Source organism: Roseateles amylovorans, from assembly GCF_025398155.2.
Taxonomy (GTDB): Bacteria; Pseudomonadota; Gammaproteobacteria; order Burkholderiales; family Burkholderiaceae_C; genus Roseateles; species Roseateles amylovorans.
In genome coordinates, this window is the sequence record NZ_CP104562.2 from 3,948,326 (window position 1) to 3,967,785 (window position 19,460).

Below are 19,460 nucleotides of genomic sequence, written 5' to 3' on the forward strand. Positions count from 1 at the left end.
GGCATGACCCGCACAGACCCCTTCTCGGCTGCGCCGCAGCCCGCCTCCGCTTCCGCCTGTGCCGACGCGGCCCGCCGGACGGCCGCGGGCCGCGCGGCGCAGCCTGCCGGCCGGCCCGCGCGGGCGCTCGCCACCATCGCGGCCATCGCTCTCACCTCGGTGCTGGCGATGGGGCTGACCGGATGCTCGGAGGGCTATCCCGCCGAGGACCTGGCGCAGCTCAGCCCGTTCGACATGAGCAATGCCCAGCGCCTGCGCGCCCTCAACGAAATCAGCACCCAGGCGCATCGCTCGGAGCGCGCGCGCTTCGTGCTGGAGCCGGACTGTCGTCTGGTGGTGGCCCGCGAGAGCAAGTCCAAGACACGCAGCGCGCCGCGCACCTCGCACACCTATGCCCTGCGGCGGGCGATGGATGCGGGCGTGTTCTTCAACGAGACGGACCGCAGCTTCGAGGTCCATCTGCTGGCCAGCGCCGACCCTGGCGCTGCACGCCTGGGGGTGCTGCTGAAGAGCGCGTCCTGGACCCATGCGACGCAGGCTGACCTGCTGGTGCAACTGGTGATCCGGGACTGCAAAAACGGTTCGGCAACCACGGCACAACCGCTGCGGGACGGCGCCACCGGCGACCTCTGACGCCGCGCTGCGGCCGGCGCTAAGGGCTGCGCTGGAGGCGGCGTTGAACGCGGCGCTGAAGGCGACGACCCACACTAGCCGATCAATGCCCCGGAATGCAAAACAGCCTCGGCGTGCGCCGAGGCTGCTGTCGTTGCGTCGATCTCGGCCTGATCCGCCCGATGCTGGCGTTCGCCGGCTCGTTCAGACCGTGCCGCCGATCAGGCGATCACACGATCAACCAGCGATCACTGGTTGCGGCTGTTGCCGTTGCGGCGACGCGCCAGGAAACCCAGGGCGCCGATGCCAGCCAGCATCAGGGCGTAGGTCGCGGGTTCCGGCGCCGGGGTGGCGACCAGGGTGGTCGAGAACTGGGCGCCGACGATGGCGGCACCGTTCAGGGCGCCCAGGCCGCTCAGCGTGCCGCTGGCCAGCAGTTGGTAGGTGCCGGCGGCCAGGTTGGCATAGCTGAAACCGTTGGCGCTGGCGTCGAGGTCCGTCTTGCCGCTGATGCCGGCGAAGCTGAAGCTCACCGACTGCAGGGGCAGTTCCAGGCCGTTCCAGGACACCGAGGTCGCGGCGATCACCGAACCGCTCACATTGGACGCCTGGTCCAGTGTGAAAGTGCCGATCACGGCGTCGGTGAAGGAGCCACCGGCGGCCGAAACAAAGGTCGGCTCCACCGTGGTCGCCATGGCGGCGCCGCTCAGCAAAGTGGCGGCCAGCGCCAAGACGGCAGGTTTGAATTTCATGAGCTATCCCGAGCTGTGGTTGATGTCGTGGGCGAGTGTGCATCGCAGCATAGGACCGCCCGGATCCCCCAAACCGGGGGAATATGTTGCGGTGCGTCACAACGGTAATGCGGGCTCTGCCAGTCAGCCGAGACCCGGCCCTTGGCGCCTTCTGAAAGGCCTCCAATCCGGTCCGGTCAAACCTGTAACCCGGCCACGGCACCCCAGTGTGGCGGGAACACCAATTGGCACGCCCGACCTGCCCCGTCCCGGCCGACAAACGGCCCAACACAAAGGGCCGATGCGTTGCCGCCCGGCCCTTGGAGGTGAGAAGTGCCACGCATGAGCGCAGCAGGGTCTGCCCACGGGCAGCGGATCAATCCACCGATCCGCCTGCCGGGCCCTCAGCCCGCCACCACCCGCTGCGGCTTGAGCCCTTCCACCGGCTTGCCCTTCTTGGCGCGCTTGCCGGCATGGGCCGCCAGTGCCGCGCCCTTGAACAGCTCTTCCTTCGGCTTGCCACCGCGCAGGCCCACGCCCATCACCATCAACTGCTGGGCGAAGGCGGCGACGCTGACCAGCGCATCCTTCGGATCCAGGTCGATCAGCGTCAGGCCGCGACCGCCCTTGGGCTGGTGCTTGAGCTCGTCGATCGGGAAGGTCAGCAGTCGGCCGGTCAGCGTCAGGCAGGCGATCTGCACCGCAGTGCCGCTGGGCACGACCGTCGGCGGCAGCGGCAGTTCCTGGCCCTCCAGGCTCAGGAAGCTCTTGCCCGCCTTCTGGCGACCGACCAGGTCACCCACCTCCGCCACCAGGCCGAAGCCGCCGGTGCCCGCCAGCACCAGGCGCTGGGTCGCGGCCGCGGCGTAGTAGTGGGCGATCTGGCTGCCGGATTCCAGCTCGATCAGCGTCGTGATGGGCTGACCGTCGCCGCGGCCGCCCGGCAGGACCGACACCGGCACCGAGTACACCCGGCCGTTGCTGCCCAGCACGATCAGCGGATCCACGCTGCGGCAGGGGAAGACGCCATACAGCGAGTCGCCCGACTTGAAGGCCAGCGCCGCCGGATCCACCTCGTGGCCCTTGAGCGCCCGCACCCAGCCCTTCAGGCTGACGACCACCGTCACCGGCTCGTCGACGATGCGCACCTCCGCCACTGCGCGCTTGTCCTCCTGGATCAGCGTGCGGCGCTCGTCGCCATATTGCTTGGCATCGGCCTCGATTTCCTTGATGACCGTGCGGCGCAGCGAGCTCGGATTGGAGAGGATCTCCTCGAGCTTGCCGGCTTCCTCGCGCAGGCTCTTGAGCTCCTGCTCGATCTTGATGAACTCCAGCCGGGCCAGTTGGCGCAGGCGGATTTCCAGGATGTCCTCGGCCTGCCGATCGCTGAGGCCGAAGCGCTCGATCAGCGCCGGCTTGGGCTCATCCGAATTGCGGATGATGGCGATGACCTCGTCGATGTGCAGCAGGATCTGGTGACGACCTTCCAGGATGTGGATGCGGTCCCGGACCTTGTCCAGCTTGAACTGCGTGCGCCGCGTGACCGTGTTCAAGCGGAAGCCGTTCCACTCGGTCAGGATGGTGCGCAGGTTCTTCTGCACCGGACGACCGTCGGCGCCGACCATCGTCATGTTGAGCGAGGCCGACGTCTCCAGGCTGGTCTGCGCCAGCAAGGTGGTGATCAGCTCCTGCTGGCCCACGGTGCGGCTCTTGGGCTCGAAGACCAGGCGCACCGGAGCATCCTTGTTGGATTCATCGCGGGCCTTGTCGAGCACGGCCAGTACCGCCGCCTTGAGCTGCAGTTGTTCCGGGGTGAGCGTCTTCTTGCCGGTCTTGACCTTGGGGTTGGTCAGCTCCTCGATCTCTTCCAGCACCTTCTGGGTGCTGACGCCCTGCGGCAGCTCGGTGACCACCAGTTGCCACTGGCCGCGGGCGAGGTCTTCGATCTTCCAGCGCGCCCGCAGCTTCAGGCTGCCGCGGCCGCTGTTGTAGGCGGCACGGATCTCGTCGGCCGAGCTGATCAGCTGGCCGCCGCCGGGATAGTCCGGGCCGGGCAGCTTGGCATAGAGCTCGTCGTCGCTGGCCTTCTCGTTCTTGAGCAGCAGCACCGCCGCTTCGGCCACTTCCCGCAGGTTGTGGCTGGGCACCTCGGTGGCCATGCCGACCGCAATGCCGGAGGCCCCGTTCAGCAGCACGAATGGCAGCCGGGCGGGCAGCTCACGCGGCTCGTCATAGGAGCCGTCGTAGTTCGGCTGGAAGTCGACCGTGCCCTGGTCCAGCTCGTCGAGCAGCAGACGCGAGTAGGCGGATAAGCGTGCTTCCGTGTAGCGCATCGCGGCCGCGCCGTCGCCGTCTCGGCTGCCGAAGTTGCCCTGGCCATCGACCAGCGGATAACGCTGGCTGAAGTCCTGCGCCATGCGCACCAGCGCGTCATAGGCCGCCTGGTCGCCGTGCGGATGGTATTTACCGAGCACCTCACCGACCACCCGGGCGCTCTTGACCGCCTTGGCGCCGTTGGTGCCGGTGAAGCCCAGGCCCAGGCGCTCCATGGTGAACAGGATGCGGCGCTGCACCGGCTTCTGGCCGTCGCAATAGGCCGGCAAGGCGCGGCCCTTCACCACCGACAGCGCATATTCCAGATAGGCCTGCTGGGCGTACTGGGCCAGCGTCAGTGAATCGCCCGACGGATGGCTCGGACCCGCCGGACCGCCGGGGGAGTTGTCGAAATCGAAGGTCTCTTGCTCTTGGTTCATCTGGGGGGACCGGCGGGGCCGGTAAGGTCAATTCGATCAATCGGGCAATGCTGGGAGCGGTGGGAACGGGCCGGGCGTCCCGTCGTCAGGTCGGCCGATCATTCGGTCGTCCAGTCGATCGGAGCGCCCGGCGCCACCGGTCATCGCGGGCCGGGCCCCAGGGGCCCGGGCACCGCGGTCAAGGTTGTTCGGGACGGTGCATGGTCAGTTGTCGCGCCTGGCTGCCCAGGCTGCGCTGCAGCAAGGCCCAGTACAGCTCGAGCACGAGATGCACATGGGCCTGGGTTTCGTCGATGTCGGGCACCACGCCGCCGGCCCGCCGCACCGCGCCCTCGCCCGCATTCCAGGCCGCCAGCGCGGCATCGATGCGGCCGAAGCGCCGGGTCAGGTCGGCCAGCATGCGCGCGCCGATGAGGATGTTGGTGCGGGCCTCCAGCAGCGCCGTCGGCCGCCGCAGTTCATCGGCGGTGCCGTAGCGTTGTGCGGTCACGCCGGTGATCTGCATCAGACCCATGGCGCCGCGTGGCGAGACCGCATCCGCCCTGAAACTGGATTCGACCGCGATCACCGCCTTCAGTAATTCGATGTCCACGCCGGTCTGCGCCGACGCCTCCCGCAGGTAGGGCTGCACCGCCTTGACCTCCGGGGCAATGTCCAGCCAGGTCAGCAGGCGCTGGCCGTGGTCGATCTTGCCGGGCACCCGCTGGATGCCGCTGCTGGCCGCCAGCACCGGCTGGTAGCGGGTGTCCAGCGGCGCGCTCGCAAAGTGCGCCACGCCGGAAGCGTCCACATAACCCCACAGTTCGGCGTGGGCCGCACCGCCGCCGGAGACCAGCAAGCCCACCACCCCGGTGCGCACCAGGTGGCGACGCAGGCCCTGCATCAGTTGGCGGGCCATGCGGCTGGCGAGACGACGCTTCAGATGACGACGGGTCATGCGGCCTCCAGACCTTGCTCGACGCGCGCGTCGTACTCGGCGCGCAGCAGGGACATCACGATCAGATCGTCATAAGCCTGGACCGGCTGCCCGGTGGCACCGAGTTCGTCCTCGATGCGCACGCATTCGCGCAACCGGCCTTCCTCGACATAGCCTTCACTGCGATAGAGCGCATGGGCCCGGATGTTGCGGCCCTTCACATCGAGCCAGAAGCGGTGAGCGCCGAACTGGAGGAAGGCCATCTTCTTGAGCTGGCGCACACAGGCCCGACCGACGCCCAGCCCCTTGGGACCGAGCACGATGCGCTTGAGCTCCAGCGACCGATTCGGATTGCGGCAGCCCTGCAGGATCACGAACCCGGCGCGCTCGGCGGCCAGCTCCACGATGAAGTGCCGGGCATCCGGAAAGCGGATAGCCCCCTCATGCTGCATCAGCGCCCAGGGCGTGATGAACGGACGGTTGGCCGCGTCCTGCTCCACGCCGACCACGAAGTCCAGATCGGACAACATGGTCGGGCGCAGCGTGACGCGGGGCAAGGTCGTCATCGACAGGCCTTGACCTCAGACATCCACTTCGATGGCATCGCCGTGCAGCTCCATCAGCTCGCGCCGCGCCGCCGCTTCACCCTTGCCCATCAGCTTGTTGATGGCGCCCTCGGTGTCGGTGATGTCCAGATCGCCATACTGCACCTGCAGCAGCCGGCGGGTTTCCGGGTTGAGCGTGGTGTCCCAGAGCTGCTCGGCGTTCATTTCGCCCAGGCCCTTGAACCGGCTGATGCTCCAGCTGCCCTCGCGGGCGCCTTCCTTGCGCAGCTTGTCCAGGATGGCGGTCTGCTCGCCTTCGTCCAGCGCATACAGCTTGGCCGCCGGCTTCTTGCCGCGCGCCGGCGCGTCCACCCGGAACAGCGGCGGACGAGCCACATACACATGCCCGGTGGCGATCAGCTTGGGGAAATGGCGGAAGAACAGCGTCAGTAGCAGCACCTGGATGTGGGCGCCGTCGACGTCCGCATCGGAGAGGATGCAGATCTTGCCGTAGCGCAGACCGGAGAGATCCGGGTCGTCGTTCTTGCCATGCGGATCCACACCGATGGCCACCGAGATGTCGTGGATTTCGTTGTTGGCAAAGAGCCGATCGCGCTCGACTTCCCAGGCATTGAGCACCTTGCCGCGCAGCGGCAGGATGGCCTGGGTTTCCTTGTCGCGGCCCAGCTTGGCGGAGCCGCCAGCGGAATCGCCCTCGACCAGGAACAGCTCGTTGTGCAGCAGGTCGGTGCTTTCGCAATCGGTCAGCTTGCCGGGCAGGACCGCCACGCCGGAGCTCTTGCGCTTTTCCACCTTCTGCGCGGCGCGCTGGCGGGTCTGGGCCTGCTTGATGACCAGGTCGGCCAGCTTCTTGCCGTGCTCCACATGCTGGTTGAGCCACAGCTCCAGCGCCGGTTTGACGAAGGCCGACACCAGCCGCAGCGCATCGCGCGAATTCAGCCGCTCCTTGGTCTGGCCCTGGAACTGCGGATCCAGCACCTTGGCCGACAGCACGAAGCTGGCGCGCGAGAACACGTCCTCGGCCATCAGCTTGACGCCCTTGGGCGCCAGCGCATGCATCTCGATGAAGCCCTTGACCGCGCCGAACAGGCCATCCTTCAGGCCGGATTCATGGGTGCCGCCGGCCACCGTCGGGATCAGGTTCACATAGCTTTCGCGCATGGTCTGACCCTCTTCGGTGAAGGCCACGCACCAGCTGGCGCCCTCGCCCTCGGCGAAGTTCTCGCTCTCGGAGGCGGTGGCGTACTGCTCGCCCTCGAACAGCGGGATCAGCGGATCCGCCGGCAGCGACTGCATCAGGTAGTCGCGCAGGCCGCCCTTGTAGGTCCAGGTCTGGACATCGCCGGTCTTTTCCTGGGTCAGCGTGACCGTGACGCCGGGCATCAACACCGCCTTGGAGCGCAGCAGATGGACCAGCTCGCCCTTGGGCAGCTCGGCGCTTTCGAAATACTTGGCGTCCGGCCAGACCCGCACCGTGGTGCCCTGCTTGCGGTCGCCCGCCTTCAGATCGGCCTTGCGAACGGCGACCGGTTCCACCACGTCGCCGCCGGAGAACGCGAGCGTCGCGACCTGGCCTTCGCGGTAGACGGTCACCTCCAGCCGCTTGGCCAGCGCATTGGTCACCGACACGCCCACGCCGTGCAGGCCGCCGGAGAAGCTGTAGGCGCCACCGGCGCCCTTATCGAACTTGCCGCCGGCATGCAGCCGGGTGTAGACGATCTCCACCACCGGCACGCCCTCTTCGGGATGCAGGCCGAAGGGAATGCCGCGGCCATCGTCCTCGATGGTGACCGAGCCGTCGGTGTGCTGGGTCAGCGCGATGCGCTTGCCGTGACCGGCCAGGGCCTCGTCCGCAGCGTTGTCGATCACCTCCTGGATGACGTGCAGGGGGTTGTCGGTACGGGTGTACATGCCCGGGCGCTGCTTGACAGGCTCCAGCCCCTTGAGGACGCGGATCGAGCCTTCGCTGTAACTGCCGGGAGAAGTGTCTGCTTTGGTTGCCATGGGGCGCGATTCTATGCAGCCCGCTCCGCCCTGCCCGTCTATCTTGCCGGCGCGGCCGCCCGCCACCTGCGACTTCCTGCACCCTCGCCCGGCGCCCATCCGCGCCGCAGCAGGGCTTGGGCAGTGGCGCAGCCGGTCAAGACAATGGCCACGAACCCGGTCAGGAGAGAGTTCAGGCGGGTGCCTGCCGCCCCCTGCCATGCCCCTCCACAGAGGGACTTCGGGAAAACACCCCCCGCCAAACGTCCGTAGGGCGCACGCACGCGCCCCGGGGGCACGTCCGGTTACCGGGCGTTCGGTCGTCACGGGGCGGGCCTGTCGTAGCATCGACCGCTTGTCCGCCGGATCTGGTTTGATGCTGAACTTCTCTCGATTCCTCGCAAGTGCGGTCGGCCGCGTCGGTACGCTCGACCGCTTCGGTGCGGTGGCCGATGCCGTCCAGACTGCGCGTCGACCGCTCAAGGCGTCGCTGGCCGTCGCCCTCGCCGCCGCCCTGGGCAGCCAGCTCGGCGGCCCGGCGCAGGCCGCCAGCTTCAAGGCCAGCCCGGAAATGGCCATCGAGCTGCGCCATGCGCAGTGGTTCGACGGCGAAAAGCTCCAACGCGGCACGCTCTACATCGACAACGGCGTGTTCACGGCCCAGCGTCCCCGCAAGATCAACCGGCTGATGGAGCTGCGCGGCCAGACCCTGGTGCCGCCGCTGGCCGAAGCCCACAACCACAACCTGCAAAGCGCCTGGGGCCTGGACAAGTTCGCCCAGGACTACCTGCGCGACGGCGTGTTCTATGCCGCCATGCTCTGCGCCGATCCGGCGGCCATCGGTCCGATCCGTGACCGCATCGCCCAGCCCGACACGCCGGATGTGCTGTTCGCGACCGCCTGCATCACCTCGTCCGACGGTCAGCCGCTGGCCATGCTGCAGTCCGGCCAGCCGCCCATGGCGTTGGAGGACATCGTCGACAAGGCGGTGCTGATCATGGATACGCCGGAACAGGTCGAACAGAAATGGCCGCTGATCCGCGACCGCCGCACTGACCTGGTGAAGGTCATCATGAGCTATCACGACCGGCCCGAGCTGCGCGGTCAGGCAGACCAGCGCGGCCGCCTGGGCGTGACGCCCGAGGTGGTGGCCGAGGTGGTACGCCGCGCCCACGCCGACGGCCTGCGGGTGGTGGCCCATGTGGAAAGCGCGCTGGATTTCGAGGCCGCGGTGCGGGCCGGCGTGGACTTCATCGCCGAGCTGCCGGGTTATTTCCCGCAGCACGGCGAGGCCCCGGAGAGCCATCTCATTTCGCCGGAGGCGGCGGTGATGGCCGCCGAGAAGAAGATCGGCATCGTCACCGCCACCGTCGCCACCCGGCTGTTCCAGCCCGCGCCGGACTTGCTGGCCCGGATCGAGGATGTGCAAAAGCGCAACCTGGATCGGCTGCGCGAAGCGGGCGCCCGGCTGCTGGTCGGCTCTGACCTGTTCACCGGCAATGCGCTGGAGGAGGTCAAGCACCTGGCCCAGCTCGGCGTGCTGGACAAGCCCACGCTGCTGCGCCTGGCCACCCAGGACACGCCGCGCGCCCTGTTCCCGCAGCGCAAGCTGGGCTGCTTCCAGACCGGCTGCGAGGCCAGCTTCCTGGTGCTGGCCGGCAATCCGCTGGACGACCTGGGCGCCCTCGAGAAACCGCTGCTTCGCATCAAGCAAGGCCGCGTGCTGACGCAGTTGGAGGAAGTGGCCGCCACCGCAGGCACCGAGGACAACGCCCTCGGATCCGGTGGCCAGAAGGCCTCGGGCAAATCCCGCAAGGCTTCCGCCAAGTCATCCGCCAAGTCATCGGGAAAACCCGCAGGCAGCAGCAAAAAGCCGGCGACATCCAAGGCCACCGTCAAGAAGGCGACGACCAACAAGTAGACAAGCCGCTACATTGACCCCATGAGTGCCGCCCCACCCCATTCGACCGCCTCGCCGCGCACGCTGAGCCTTCAGCAGGTGCTGCTGTGCGGTGCCGCCATCGTGACCTTGTCGATGGGCATCCGGCATGGCTTCGGTCTGTGGCTCACCCCGGTGACCGTGGAGCGCGGCTGGACGCGGGAAGCCTTCTCCCTCGCGCTGGCGGTTCAGAACCTGGCCTGGGGCGTGGCCGGCCCGTTCGCCGGCATGTTGGCGGACCGCTTCGGCGCGATGCGGGTGCTGGTGGTGGGCGCGGTGCTGTATGCGGTCGGGCTGGCGTTGATGGCCGTCTCCACCTCGGCCGCCGGCTTCCTTGGCAGCGCGGGGCTGTTGATCGGGTTGGCGCAGTCCGGCACGACCTATGCGGTGGTGTATGGCGTGATCGCCCGCAACATCGCGCCGGAGCGTCGATCCTGGGCCATGGGCGTGGCGGCCGCTGCGGGATCGTTCGGACAGTTCCTGATGGTGCCGGTGGAGAACTGGCTGATCGGCTACACCGGCTGGCAGAACGCGCTGTTCGTGCTGTCCATCGCCGCCTGCCTGATCATTCCGCTGGCCTTCGGCCTGCGCGAGCCGCAGTTGGGCCAGGCCCGCGCCGGACACCACCAAAGCATCGGCCAGGCCCTGCGCGAGGCCTTCGGCTACCGCAGCTTCCAGTTGCTGATGCTGGGTTACTTCGTCTGCGGCTTCCAGGTGGTGTTCATCGGCGTGCACATGCCGAGCTATCTGAAGGACCACGGGCTGTCACCGCAGGTCGCCACCATCGCGCTGGCGCTGATCGGGTTGTTCAACGTGTTTGGCACCTATGCGGCGGGCACGCTGGGTCAGCGGGTGCCCAAGCGTTATGTGCTGTCGACCATCTACGGCCTGCGCTCGGTGGCGATCGCCATCTTCCTGAACGTGCCGCTGACGCCAACCAGCGTCTATGTCTTCGCCGCGACCATGGGCGTGCTGTGGCTCTCTACCGTGCCGCCCACCAATGCGATCGTGGCCCAGATCTTCGGTGTGCAGCACATGTCGATGCTGGGCGGCTTCGTGTTCTTCAGCCATCAGATCGGCAGCTTCCTGGGTGTGTGGCTCGGTGGCAAGCTCTATGACGCGACGGGCTCCTACGACGTGGTCTGGTGGCTGGCGATTGCCCTGGGTGTGATGGCGATGCTGGCCAATCTGCCGGTGCGTGAACATGCGATTGCGCGCCAGGGCGTTCCGTCCGCCGCTTGAGTCGCCACGCACCGCACCGGGCACACGCCTCATGAAACGCCGCGGCACTGCCTGGATCCGCCCGCTGGCGACGTTGTTGGCGCTGGTGGTGCTCGCACTCGTCTTCCTGGCCTACGCCCAGCCGTCGTTGATGCAACACCTGGCAGACCAGCTGTGGGCCTGCTTCTGATGTCGTGACCTGCCCTGACCCGACTTGACCTGACCTGAACAACCCCGAAGAGGGAGGAGACAACATGGTCGTCATCATCACCGGCGCCTCCGACGGCATCGGCGCAGAACTCGCCCGCCAATGGGCGCAGCGCGACGGCGCGACGCTGTCGCTGGTGCTGGCCGCCCGCAGCGAGGACAAGCTCGACGAGGTGGCCCGGCAATGTCAGGCCCTGGGCGCGGCGACGCTGGTGCGGCGCTGCGATGTCGAACGCGAGGAAGACTGCCAGGCGCTGATCCACGCCGCACTCGGCGCGTTCGGCGCCATCGATGTGCTGGTGAACAACGCCGGCATGTCGGCCCATGCGCTGTTCGATCAGGTGAAGGACCTGGCCTGGTATCAGCGCCTGATGCAGATCAACTTGTGGGGCGCGGCCTGGTGCACCCAGGCCGCGCTGCCCGCGATCAAGGCCAGCCGGGGCCGCATCGTGGCGGTGTCCAGCCTGGCGGGACTGCTGGGCATTCCGGGCCGCACCGCCTACAGCGCCACCAAGTTCGCCATGACCGGCTTCTTCGAAGCCCTGCGCACCGAGGTGAGCTCCCATGGCGTCAGCGTGACCATCGCCTACCCCGGCGTGGTCGACACCCAGATCCGTTACCGCGGCTTCAATGCGCAAGGTCAGCCTTCGGGCCTGAGCAGCCTGGATGAACGCGGCGCGATGACCGTGCAGACCTGCGCCCGCCTGATCCTGGACGGCACGCTGGCCCGCGAACGCGACATCGTCATGACCACCCGCGGCAAACTGGGCCGGTGGCTGAAGCTGCTGGTGCCGGCGATGGTCGACCGAATGGCCATGAGGGCCTTGAAGCAGGAGCAACGACCGCAATGAGCGATCGATCCCCATCGTCCGCTGGCACTGGCAAGAGCATCGGCACCGAACCCGGCACGGAACCCGGCATCAACACGGCCGCATCGCTGCCCCCGCACGTCCCCCTGGGCCAGCCCAGCGATTGGGTGATGCGATGGCTGCCGGCCTGGCGCGACCAGCCTGACGCCACCGCACTGGACCTGGCGTGCGGATCGGGCCGCCACCTGATTCCCCTGGCCGAGGCCGGCCTGCGCGTGACCGGCGTGGACCGGGACGCCGCCGCCCTCACCGGGCTGCGGGCCCGGCTCCCGGCCAGCGAGCTGATCGAGGCCGACATCGAGGCCGGCCCCTGGCCGCTCGGCGACCGGGTGTTCGACCTGGTCGTGGTGACGAATTACTTGTGGCGACCGCTGTTCCCGAACATCGCGGACGCAGTCGCGCCGGGTGGCTGGCTGATTTACGAAACATTTACCGACGGACAGCAGCACATCGGCCGCCCCTCGCGCCCGGAATTCCTGCTGCGTCCGGGCGAGTTGCTGACAGCCTTCGGCGGGCTGCGCATCGTGGCGTTCGAAGACGGTTTCACCGGCGGCGCGGGCCTTGCTGCCTCTGGTGCGCGGGGAGCGGACGGGTCGGCACCGCCGTCGCCCGGCGGCGTCAACGGACGGTATGTCCAGCGCGTTGCTGCGGTGCGCGAGCAGACACCCAGGCCTGGGGTCTTCCCGCGATACCGGCTGGACTGAACCGGGACTGCACCGGCGTGGGTCGGCGCTTCAGTAGAATCCGCTGATCTCGAGGAATCCTCAATGAACGCAATTGTTGGCAGCATCGTGGCGCTGGTCACGCCGATGCATGAAGACGGCCGCATCGACTTCGATGGGCTGCGCTCCCTGATCGACTGGCACATCGACCAAGGCACCGACGTGATCGGTGTGGTCGGCACCACCGGCGAATCCCCGACGGTGACGATGGAGGAGAACCGCGAGGTCATCCGCGTCGCGGTCGAGCATGTCAAGGGCCGCAAGCCGGTCCTGGCCGGCACCGGCGCGAACGCCACTGCCGAGGCGATCGAGCTGAGCCGCTTCGCCAAGCAGGTGGGCGCGGATGCCACGCTGTCGGTCGTCCCCTACTACAACAAGCCCTCGCAGGAAGGCATCTATCGCCACTTCAAGGCGATCGCCGAGGCGGTGGACATCCCGATGATGCTCTACAACGTGCCCGGACGGACGGTGGCCGACATGGCCCCGGAAACCGCCATCCGCTGCGCCGCCCTGCCGGGCGTCTTCGGCATCAAGGAGGCGACCGGCAACATCGAGCGCGCCGCCTGGCTGATCAAGCATGCGCCCCAGCACTTCGGCATCTTCTCCGGTGACGACGGCACCGCCATCGCCCTGATGCTGATGGGTGGCCGCGGCCATGTGAGCGTCACCGCCAACGTCGCCCCGCGCGAGATGCATGAGATGTGCATCGCCGCGATCGAGGGCCGTGTGCGCGAGGCCACCGCGCTGCATTTCAAGCTGCTGGGCCTGCACAAGCAACTGTTCTGCGAACCCAGCCCGGCACCCACCAAGTGGGCCTTGAACCAGTTGGGGCGTTGCGGCAATCATCTGCGCCTGCCACTCACCCCGCTGACCGAAGGCGGCCAGGCGCTGGTGCAAGCCGCCATGCGCGAGGCCGGCCTGTTGTGATGCGCGATGCTCGCGGCGGCCTCGGCCGCCTGCTCTAATGCGGGCTGCCTTTCTCACCCTCACCCTGTTTCCTGATGCGGCTGGTCCGCGGCGAACAACTTCGGAGATGTCTAGCGTGACTCGTTCCCTTTCCGCCTCCTGCGCTTCCACCCCGGTGCGCGTGGCCTGCCTGATGGCACTGGCCTCGCTCTCGGCGTGCAGCACGCTCGACAGCATGACCTCCGGCGACAAGGTCGACTACCGCACCCAGGCCCGTCAGACCACCGGCCTGGACGTGCCGCCCGACCTGACCCAGCTGCCGCGCGAAAACCGCCCGACCGGCACCGTCAGCGCCGCACAACTGGCCGCGCAGCCGGCCGCTGGGCGCCCCAATGCCGTGACCGCCGGCAGCACCGTGGCCCTGGCCAAGGTGGGCGACGTGCAATTCCAGCGCCTGGGCAACACCCGCTGGCTGCACACTTCCCTGCCCCCTGAGCAGCTCTGGCCGGTGCTGAAGACCTTCTGGCAGGAACGCGGCCTGCAGGTTGAGACCGAGGACGCGTCCATCGGCGTCATGGAAACCAACTGGGCGGAAAACCGCGCCAAGCTGCCGCAGGACTTCATCCGCAAGGCCATCGGCAGCATGCTGGATTCGATCTACTCCACCGGCGAGCGCGACAAGTACCGCACCCGGCTGGAGCGCAGCCCGGACGGCGGCACCGACATCTACATCACCCACCGCGGGATGATCGAGGTCTACACCAACAGCCAGAAGGACGACACCGCCTGGCAGCCGCGCCCCTCCGATCCGGAGATGGAAGCCGAAATGCTGTCGCGCCTGCTGCTCAAGCTCGGCGGCAAGGAAGAAGCGGCCCAGGCCGTGGCCAACAGCAAGCCCACCGCGCCGGTCTTCGCCGAAGGCACCGGCCGTCCTGCGCCGCGCGCGCTGGCCGACGTGCCGGATGCGCTGCAGCTCAACGAAGGCTTCGACCGCGCCTGGCGCCGTGTCGGCCAATCGCTGGACCGTCACGGCTTCACCATCGAAGACCGCGACCGCAAGCAAGGTCTGTTCTTCCTGCGTTATGCCGACCCCAACCAGGCCGGCAAGGAAGAGCCGGGCTTCTGGGCCCGTCTGTTCGGCGCGGACAAAACCACCAGCGCGGTGCGCTACCGCGTGTCGGTCAAGACCGAAGGCGAGCGCTCGACCGTCAGCGTGCTGGACGACAAGGGTCAGCAACAGACCAACGAGATCGCCAAGCGCATCCTGCAGCTGTTGATGGAAGACCTGCGCTGATCCTGCGCGGGCGCCAGGCGCCCGCGGGTTGACTCGTTCGAGTCAACCGGTTTGCGCAAACGGCTTGACTCGAACAAACGCCACCCTGGGGTGGCGTTTTCTATTTGGGCGCGAGTATCCAATCAAATACCAGTTATCGCTTCAGATAACCCTGGCTGAGCGACGCAAACCCTGGTCGCTTCGAATGGAGCGACAGAAGAAATCTGATGCATCGCACCGTACTGACGTACAGAGCACATCAACCTCCCATCAAGGTGAGGTCTCAAGGTGAGGATGCGGGAAACACTTCGGCAAAGATCCGGAAAGATCCAGTAAGGATCCGGGCAAAGAAAAAGCCGCCCGGGCTTGCACCCGGGCGGCTTTTTCAGGACGAGAAAATCGTCTTAGTTGCTGGCTGCCGAAGCGGGAGCCGAAGCGTCCATGGCGGGCGCCGAAGCGGCGTCCATCACGGGAGCCGAAGCGGCGTCCACGACAGGAGCCGAAGCTTCCGGAGCGGGAGTCGCCACCGGAGCCGGGGCTTCTTCCTTCTTGCCGCAAGCGGTCAGTGCAACAGCGGCCAGCAGGGAGGCCAACAGGATCGACTTTTTCATACTTGTCCTCAAGTAACTTTTAGACGAACAATCAATTACCGGTAATTAATGAAGTCGTACAAGAGTCCCGGTACGAGCTTCAGCAGACCAAGACGTGGAAAACCTCGAGCGCTTCCCTCGCCTAGCCAGCAATTATAGCCACCAGTTTGTAATCTGCTTACAACCCCAAGGTGCTGCTACCGAACGAATCGGTAGATCGTTGCTCAATAGCGTCAAACCACTCACGGACAGTGGCTTCTTCGCGGGCTTGACGAAGCGTCAAAGAGGCCCGGACAGGCGACCATTGCTTGAACACCAGCAATCCGGGTGCCAGCAAGACACCACTGGGCGAGGGCTGGCTGCGGTCGAGGTCCGCCGGGTCGAACGATTTGGCAATGATGACATGATCATGCAGTCGGCGCCACTCGACAAAACGAGGATGGGCACGGCGCAGCGCTTCGTAGTCCATCGCCAGCAGGTGCAGCCGGCGGTGCGGCAACGCCCAGCGATGCAGCGCCTCCAGCAGCGCCTCGTCCGACAAGGGCCACTCGCTGAAATCGCTATCCAGCCAGAAAAGCTCCCGCCCGCCCTGCTCGGCAGTCAGTTGCAGGGATTGCCGAAGGATTTTCCGGATCTCGTCGCGCGACTCATAGACGCCCTCCTTCAGAGCGTCCGTGGGCACGGGCATGGCGGTCGGTGGGCTGGCGCTGTCCATTGCGTTCATGAACCTTTGATGGCGGATTGACGACGGGTCCACTGGGGTTGACCAGGGGTTGACTGCGAGTCGGCGGTGCTTCGCTGCAGCGGTGATGGTAGCTTTCGAGGCGATCTTCGGAAATCACAGGCCCGGAACACACAGAATCGGACAAGCTCGGTGGTCACTGCCAGCGATCCCTGAAGCAACGCGAACAGCGAAAAGCAGGCGGCGAACCGCGACCGGCGACCGGCGACCGGCGACCGGCGACCGACGAATGCTGAACTGGGCCGGGCCAAGCTCAGGCCGGCACCACCCATCCGTCTTCCGCCCACTGATCCAGCAGGTCGCGTGCGCCTTCGCTCAGTCGAGCCACTTCGGCCGATGTCAGGGCATGCCGGTCGGCCAACCGACGCATCAGCGTCGCGTCCCGCCCCCCGGCGCGGAACGATGCGCCGTTGATGAAGACATGGGCGGCGTCATACATCATGCGACTGCGCGCATGCAGTTGAACAGCGGCGCCCTCTGGCAGCGCCTCACCCGCATCGAAGAACACCCGCGGTTTGGGCTCGGTCAGTGCCTCACCCAGCGCACGCTCCAGCGCCAAAGGCTGGGCTACCGCCTTCAATACCGCCTCCCGGGCAAAGGCCACCAGCTCATCGGGAATGCGGCCCGGCGCCTCGGTGGCGAGCTGTTTCGGGTCGGCATACATCCGGTCGCGCGGGCTGCGCTGGCCGTCTTCGCTGTCCTCGTCGGTCAAGCGCACCAGCAATTCGTTGGCCAGTTCCCCGCGCCACGGCGAGCGGAAGCCGACAGACGCGGTCATGCAATCCCCCCCAACGGCCACGCCGTCATGGGCCCAGCCCGGGGGCAGATAGAGCATGTCACCGGCCTCGAGCACAAAGTCCTGCTCCGGCTCGAAATCCGCCAGCACTTTCAGCGGCACATCGTCACGCAAGGTGCCGGTGGTGGCCACGCCCTGTCGGCCGATGCGCCAATGGCGCTTGCCGCTGACCTGGATCAGGAACACGTCATAGGAATCAAAGTGGGGACCGACGCCGCCGCCATCGCTCGCATAGGACAGCATCAGGTCGTCCAGGCGCGCCTCCGGCACGAAGCGGAAACGGCTGAGCAACTCGTGTGCGGCCGGCACATGCAGATCCAGGCCCTGCACCAGCAGGGTCCACTGCGGCTTGCTCCAGGCGGGCAGCTTGGCGATGGGGCCCTGGCGCAGCGACCACCGGTCGCCCGGCGACTGGCTGACCAGGCGCGATTCCACGTCCTCGCTGGCCGCCAATTGCGCCAGGGCGAGGCGGTCGATCGGCGCCTGCACGCCCGGCAGCGCCTGGCGAACCAGCAGCGGCTGCTTCTGCCAGTGACGGCGCATGAACTGCGCCGGGCTGAGGCCTCCCAGCAGCGGCGTGGGATGGTCGATGGACGGGCCGTCGGCCGGCGTCCTGGCATGCGTCTTGGAAATCATGGCGCGCATTGTCCGTCGGCGCAGCCTGTCTGGCGCGGGGCTGCATGAGAGAATCGCACCCATGCAAATCACCGCTCCCTGCGTCGTCTCCCTCACCTGGAGACTCGAGGACGCACAAGGCCAATCCGTCGAAGTCCTGGACCCGGCGATGGAGTTCTTTTTCGGTGGCCAAGACCTGTTCGCGAAGGTTGAAGAAGCCCTGGAAGGTCACGTCATCGGCGATGAAATCAGCGTCGCGCTGCAGCCGGAAGACGCGTTCGGCGACTATGACAGCGGCCTCGTGTGCTTCGAGGCCCGATCGATCTTCCCGGACAACGTCGATGTCGGCATGCAGTTCGAAGGCCCGCCCGAAGGCGCGGCCACGCCGGACATGCCCAAGGACCGCATCTATACCGTCACCGAAGCCTATCCCGAGCACATCGTGCTGGATGGCAACCACCCGCTGGCCGGCATCGGGCTGCGCATCCATGTGACCGTCTGCGACGTGCGCGAGGCCACCGAAGAAGAGATCGAGGCCGGCACGCTGGGCGATTCCGGTCTGTCGGTGCTCAACGGCCCGGCGCCTGAAGAACCGCTGCACTGACCGCCAGCCGCACGGCCGCCGCCGCTGACTCCGCCACTGATTGATCGACCTTCAGCGCGCCTGCTCTGCGGCGGCGCGGCCGTGAGCCGCGGCACGGGGCGATCAGCGTGCGCGGGACCATCAGCGGGTGCGCAGTCGTTGCCGTCAACGGTCATCACTCGATTTGCCCGCTCGCTGCGTCTCGGCGAACGACCTGGGGATCATCCGCCTCCACATCGGCGCGCGATCTGATGGGGTCGCTGGAGGCGGAGTCAGAGGCGTCCATGGCCGGGGCTTCGGAGGGCGGCAGCGCCGCAGCCGTCGTTCGATCCCCGGCACCCGCCTCGGCGTCGGCCCCCGGTGCCGCCCGCGACATCTGCTTGAGCTGCGATTCGACCTGACGCACACGTCCGACGATCTGATCCAGGTGCCGAAGGTGCACCGCGTTTTCACGCCAGTCCTTCTTCGTCATGAACGGGAAACTGGACGCGTAATCCCCGGCCCGCTGGATCGACTTGGTCACGAGGGTACCGGCGCCGATCTGGACATCGGCGGCCACCTCCAGGTGGCCGATCAGAATGGCCGCGCCGCCAATGCGGCAGCGCTCGCCGATGCGGGTGCTGCCCGCGATGCCAGTGCAGGCGGCAATGGCTGTGTGAGCCCCGATGCTGACGTTGTGCGCCACCTGCACCTGGTTGTCGATCTGTACGCCGTTGGCGATTCGGGTGTCGGACAGCGCGCCCCGGTCGACCGTGGTGTTGGCGCCGATCTCCACATCATTCCCGATCACCACGCCGCCAGTCTGCGGCACCTTCAGCCAGCGGTCACCGGTCCACGCCAGTCCGAAGCCATCGGCGCCGATCACCGCACCGCTGTGCAGGGTGACGCGATCGCCGATGCGGCAACCCGCATACAGCGTGACCTTGGGGTGCAGCACCGCGTCGTCGCCGATGCACACATCGTCGCCAATCACCACACCGGCATGCACCACGCATCGCTCACCGATGCGTACGCGATCGCCGATGCAGGCCAGCGCTCGGATCTCCGTGCTGGCGGCGATCTGGGTGTCTCGCCCGACCACCGCGCGGGGATCTATGCCGGCGCGGACCTCGCACTTCGGCTGAAGCCACGTGAGCACGCGGGCCCAGTACAGCATCGGGTCCGCCACGATGATCAGGCTACTCGGTAGTGCCAGGGACCGGTCCACCAGCTTTGGCGACACGATCACCGCCGCGGCGCGCGTCTGGTGGAATGCGGACCGGTATTTCGGGTGCGCGAAGAAGCTGAGCTGATCTGGCCCGGCGAGGTCAAGCGGCGCGACGCCGCACACCTCGCGGTCATCGCCGGAGAGTTCGCCGCCCAGGGCGGTCACCAACGTGGAGAGCTTCATCGAAGCCTCCGGCAAGCCCAAGCATCCGAGACGCGGGGGGACGCGG

General features: G+C 67.3%; 18 protein-coding genes. 9 read left to right on the forward strand and 9 right to left on the reverse strand.

The window, feature by feature from the left end; all coding sequences use genetic code 11:
* Nucleotides 1–3: 3 nt before the first annotated feature.
* Nucleotides 4–633 (forward strand): hypothetical protein, encoded by a 630-nt coding sequence (locus tag N4261_RS16370; protein ID WP_261756350.1) that lies wholly within the window; start codon nt 4–6, stop codon nt 631–633.
* Between the two features lie 227 nt (nt 634–860).
* Here the strand turns inward: N4261_RS16370 and N4261_RS16375 are convergent, their stop codons facing one another.
* The 5 genes from N4261_RS16375 to N4261_RS16395 form a co-directional block, all read right to left on the reverse strand.
* Complete coding sequence (locus tag N4261_RS16375) at nt 861–1,364, reverse strand: FxDxF family PEP-CTERM protein (protein WP_261756351.1); 504 nt, start codon at nt 1,362–1,364, stop codon at nt 861–863.
* A 383-nt stretch (nt 1,365–1,747) separates the two neighbouring features.
* A complete protein-coding gene (gene parC, locus N4261_RS16380; protein ID WP_261756352.1) occupies nt 1,748–4,096 on the reverse strand; it encodes a DNA topoisomerase IV subunit A in 2,349 nt (782 codons plus the stop codon).
* A gap of 178 nt (nt 4,097–4,274) precedes the next feature.
* Nucleotides 4,275–5,033: a lytic transglycosylase domain-containing protein gene (locus N4261_RS16385; protein ID WP_261756353.1), complete on the reverse strand. Its 759-nt coding sequence runs from the start codon at nt 5,031–5,033 to the stop codon at nt 4,275–4,277.
* On the reverse strand, nt 5,030–5,578 hold the full coding sequence (locus N4261_RS16390) for a GNAT family N-acetyltransferase (protein WP_261756354.1): 549 nt from the start codon (nt 5,576–5,578) through the stop codon (nt 5,030–5,032). The genes N4261_RS16385 and N4261_RS16390 overlap by 4 nt, the downstream gene beginning before the upstream one ends.
* 15 nt (nt 5,579–5,593) lie before the next feature.
* Nucleotides 5,594–7,582 (reverse strand): DNA topoisomerase IV subunit B, encoded by a 1,989-nt coding sequence (locus N4261_RS16395; RefSeq protein WP_261756355.1) that lies wholly within the window; start codon nt 7,580–7,582, stop codon nt 5,594–5,596.
* 355 nt (nt 7,583–7,937) lie between these two features.
* Here N4261_RS16395 and N4261_RS16400 point away from each other — a divergent pair, with 355 nt between their 5' ends.
* From N4261_RS16400 to bamC, 7 genes are all read left to right on the forward strand, one after another.
* Nucleotides 7,938–9,482: an amidohydrolase family protein gene (locus N4261_RS16400; protein WP_261756356.1), complete on the forward strand. Its 1,545-nt coding sequence runs from the start codon at nt 7,938–7,940 to the stop codon at nt 9,480–9,482.
* Nucleotides 9,483–9,503: 21 nt separating this feature from the next.
* Complete coding sequence (locus N4261_RS16405; protein ID WP_261756358.1) at nt 9,504–10,742, forward strand: MFS transporter; 1,239 nt, start codon at nt 9,504–9,506, stop codon at nt 10,740–10,742.
* A gap of 31 nt (nt 10,743–10,773) precedes the next feature.
* Nucleotides 10,774–10,911 carry a hypothetical protein gene (locus N4261_RS16410; protein WP_261756359.1) on the forward strand — a complete coding sequence of 46 codons (138 nt, stop codon included), beginning with the start codon at nt 10,774–10,776 and terminating at the stop codon, nt 10,909–10,911.
* Between the two features lie 64 nt (nt 10,912–10,975).
* Nucleotides 10,976–11,779, forward strand: coding sequence for an SDR family oxidoreductase (locus N4261_RS16415; protein ID WP_261756360.1), 804 nt, complete (start codon nt 10,976–10,978; stop codon nt 11,777–11,779).
* A gap of 128 nt (nt 11,780–11,907) precedes the next feature.
* Nucleotides 11,908–12,501 carry a class I SAM-dependent methyltransferase gene (locus tag N4261_RS16420; protein ID WP_261760736.1) on the forward strand — a complete coding sequence of 198 codons (594 nt, stop codon included), beginning with the start codon at nt 11,908–11,910 and terminating at the stop codon, nt 12,499–12,501.
* Nucleotides 12,502–12,564: 63 nt separating this feature from the next.
* On the forward strand, nt 12,565–13,446 hold the full coding sequence (dapA, locus tag N4261_RS16425; RefSeq protein ID WP_261756361.1) for a 4-hydroxy-tetrahydrodipicolinate synthase: 882 nt from the start codon (nt 12,565–12,567) through the stop codon (nt 13,444–13,446).
* Between the two features lie 115 nt (nt 13,447–13,561).
* Nucleotides 13,562–14,719, forward strand: coding sequence for an NlpB/DapX family lipoprotein (bamC, locus tag N4261_RS16430; RefSeq protein WP_261756362.1), 1,158 nt, complete (start codon nt 13,562–13,564; stop codon nt 14,717–14,719).
* Between the two features lie 383 nt (nt 14,720–15,102).
* Here the strand turns inward: bamC and N4261_RS16435 are convergent, their stop codons facing one another.
* The 3 genes from N4261_RS16435 to N4261_RS16445 all read right to left on the reverse strand — a co-directional run bounded on the left by N4261_RS16435 (nt 15,103) and on the right by N4261_RS16445 (nt 17,462).
* Entirely contained in the window at nt 15,103–15,309 is a 207-nt protein-coding gene (locus N4261_RS16435) for a hypothetical protein (RefSeq protein ID WP_261756363.1), read from the reverse strand.
* Nucleotides 15,310–15,466: 157 nt separating this feature from the next.
* Nucleotides 15,467–16,012 carry a hypothetical protein gene (locus N4261_RS16440; protein ID WP_261756364.1) on the reverse strand — a complete coding sequence of 182 codons (546 nt, stop codon included), beginning with the start codon at nt 16,010–16,012 and terminating at the stop codon, nt 15,467–15,469.
* Nucleotides 16,013–16,283: 271 nt separating this feature from the next.
* Nucleotides 16,284–17,462: a JmjC domain-containing protein gene (locus N4261_RS16445; RefSeq protein ID WP_261756365.1), complete on the reverse strand. Its 1,179-nt coding sequence runs from the start codon at nt 17,460–17,462 to the stop codon at nt 16,284–16,286.
* Between the two features lie 61 nt (nt 17,463–17,523).
* Between N4261_RS16445 and N4261_RS16450 the strand changes: the two genes are divergently transcribed.
* Nucleotides 17,524–18,045, forward strand: coding sequence for an FKBP-type peptidyl-prolyl cis-trans isomerase (locus N4261_RS16450; protein WP_261760737.1), 522 nt, complete (start codon nt 17,524–17,526; stop codon nt 18,043–18,045).
* A gap of 154 nt (nt 18,046–18,199) precedes the next feature.
* Here the strand turns inward: N4261_RS16450 and lpxD are convergent, their stop codons facing one another.
* Entirely contained in the window at nt 18,200–19,414 is a 1,215-nt protein-coding gene (gene lpxD, locus N4261_RS16455; RefSeq protein ID WP_261756366.1) for a UDP-3-O-(3-hydroxymyristoyl)glucosamine N-acyltransferase, read from the reverse strand.
* Between the last annotated feature and the right edge of the window lie 46 nt (nt 19,415–19,460).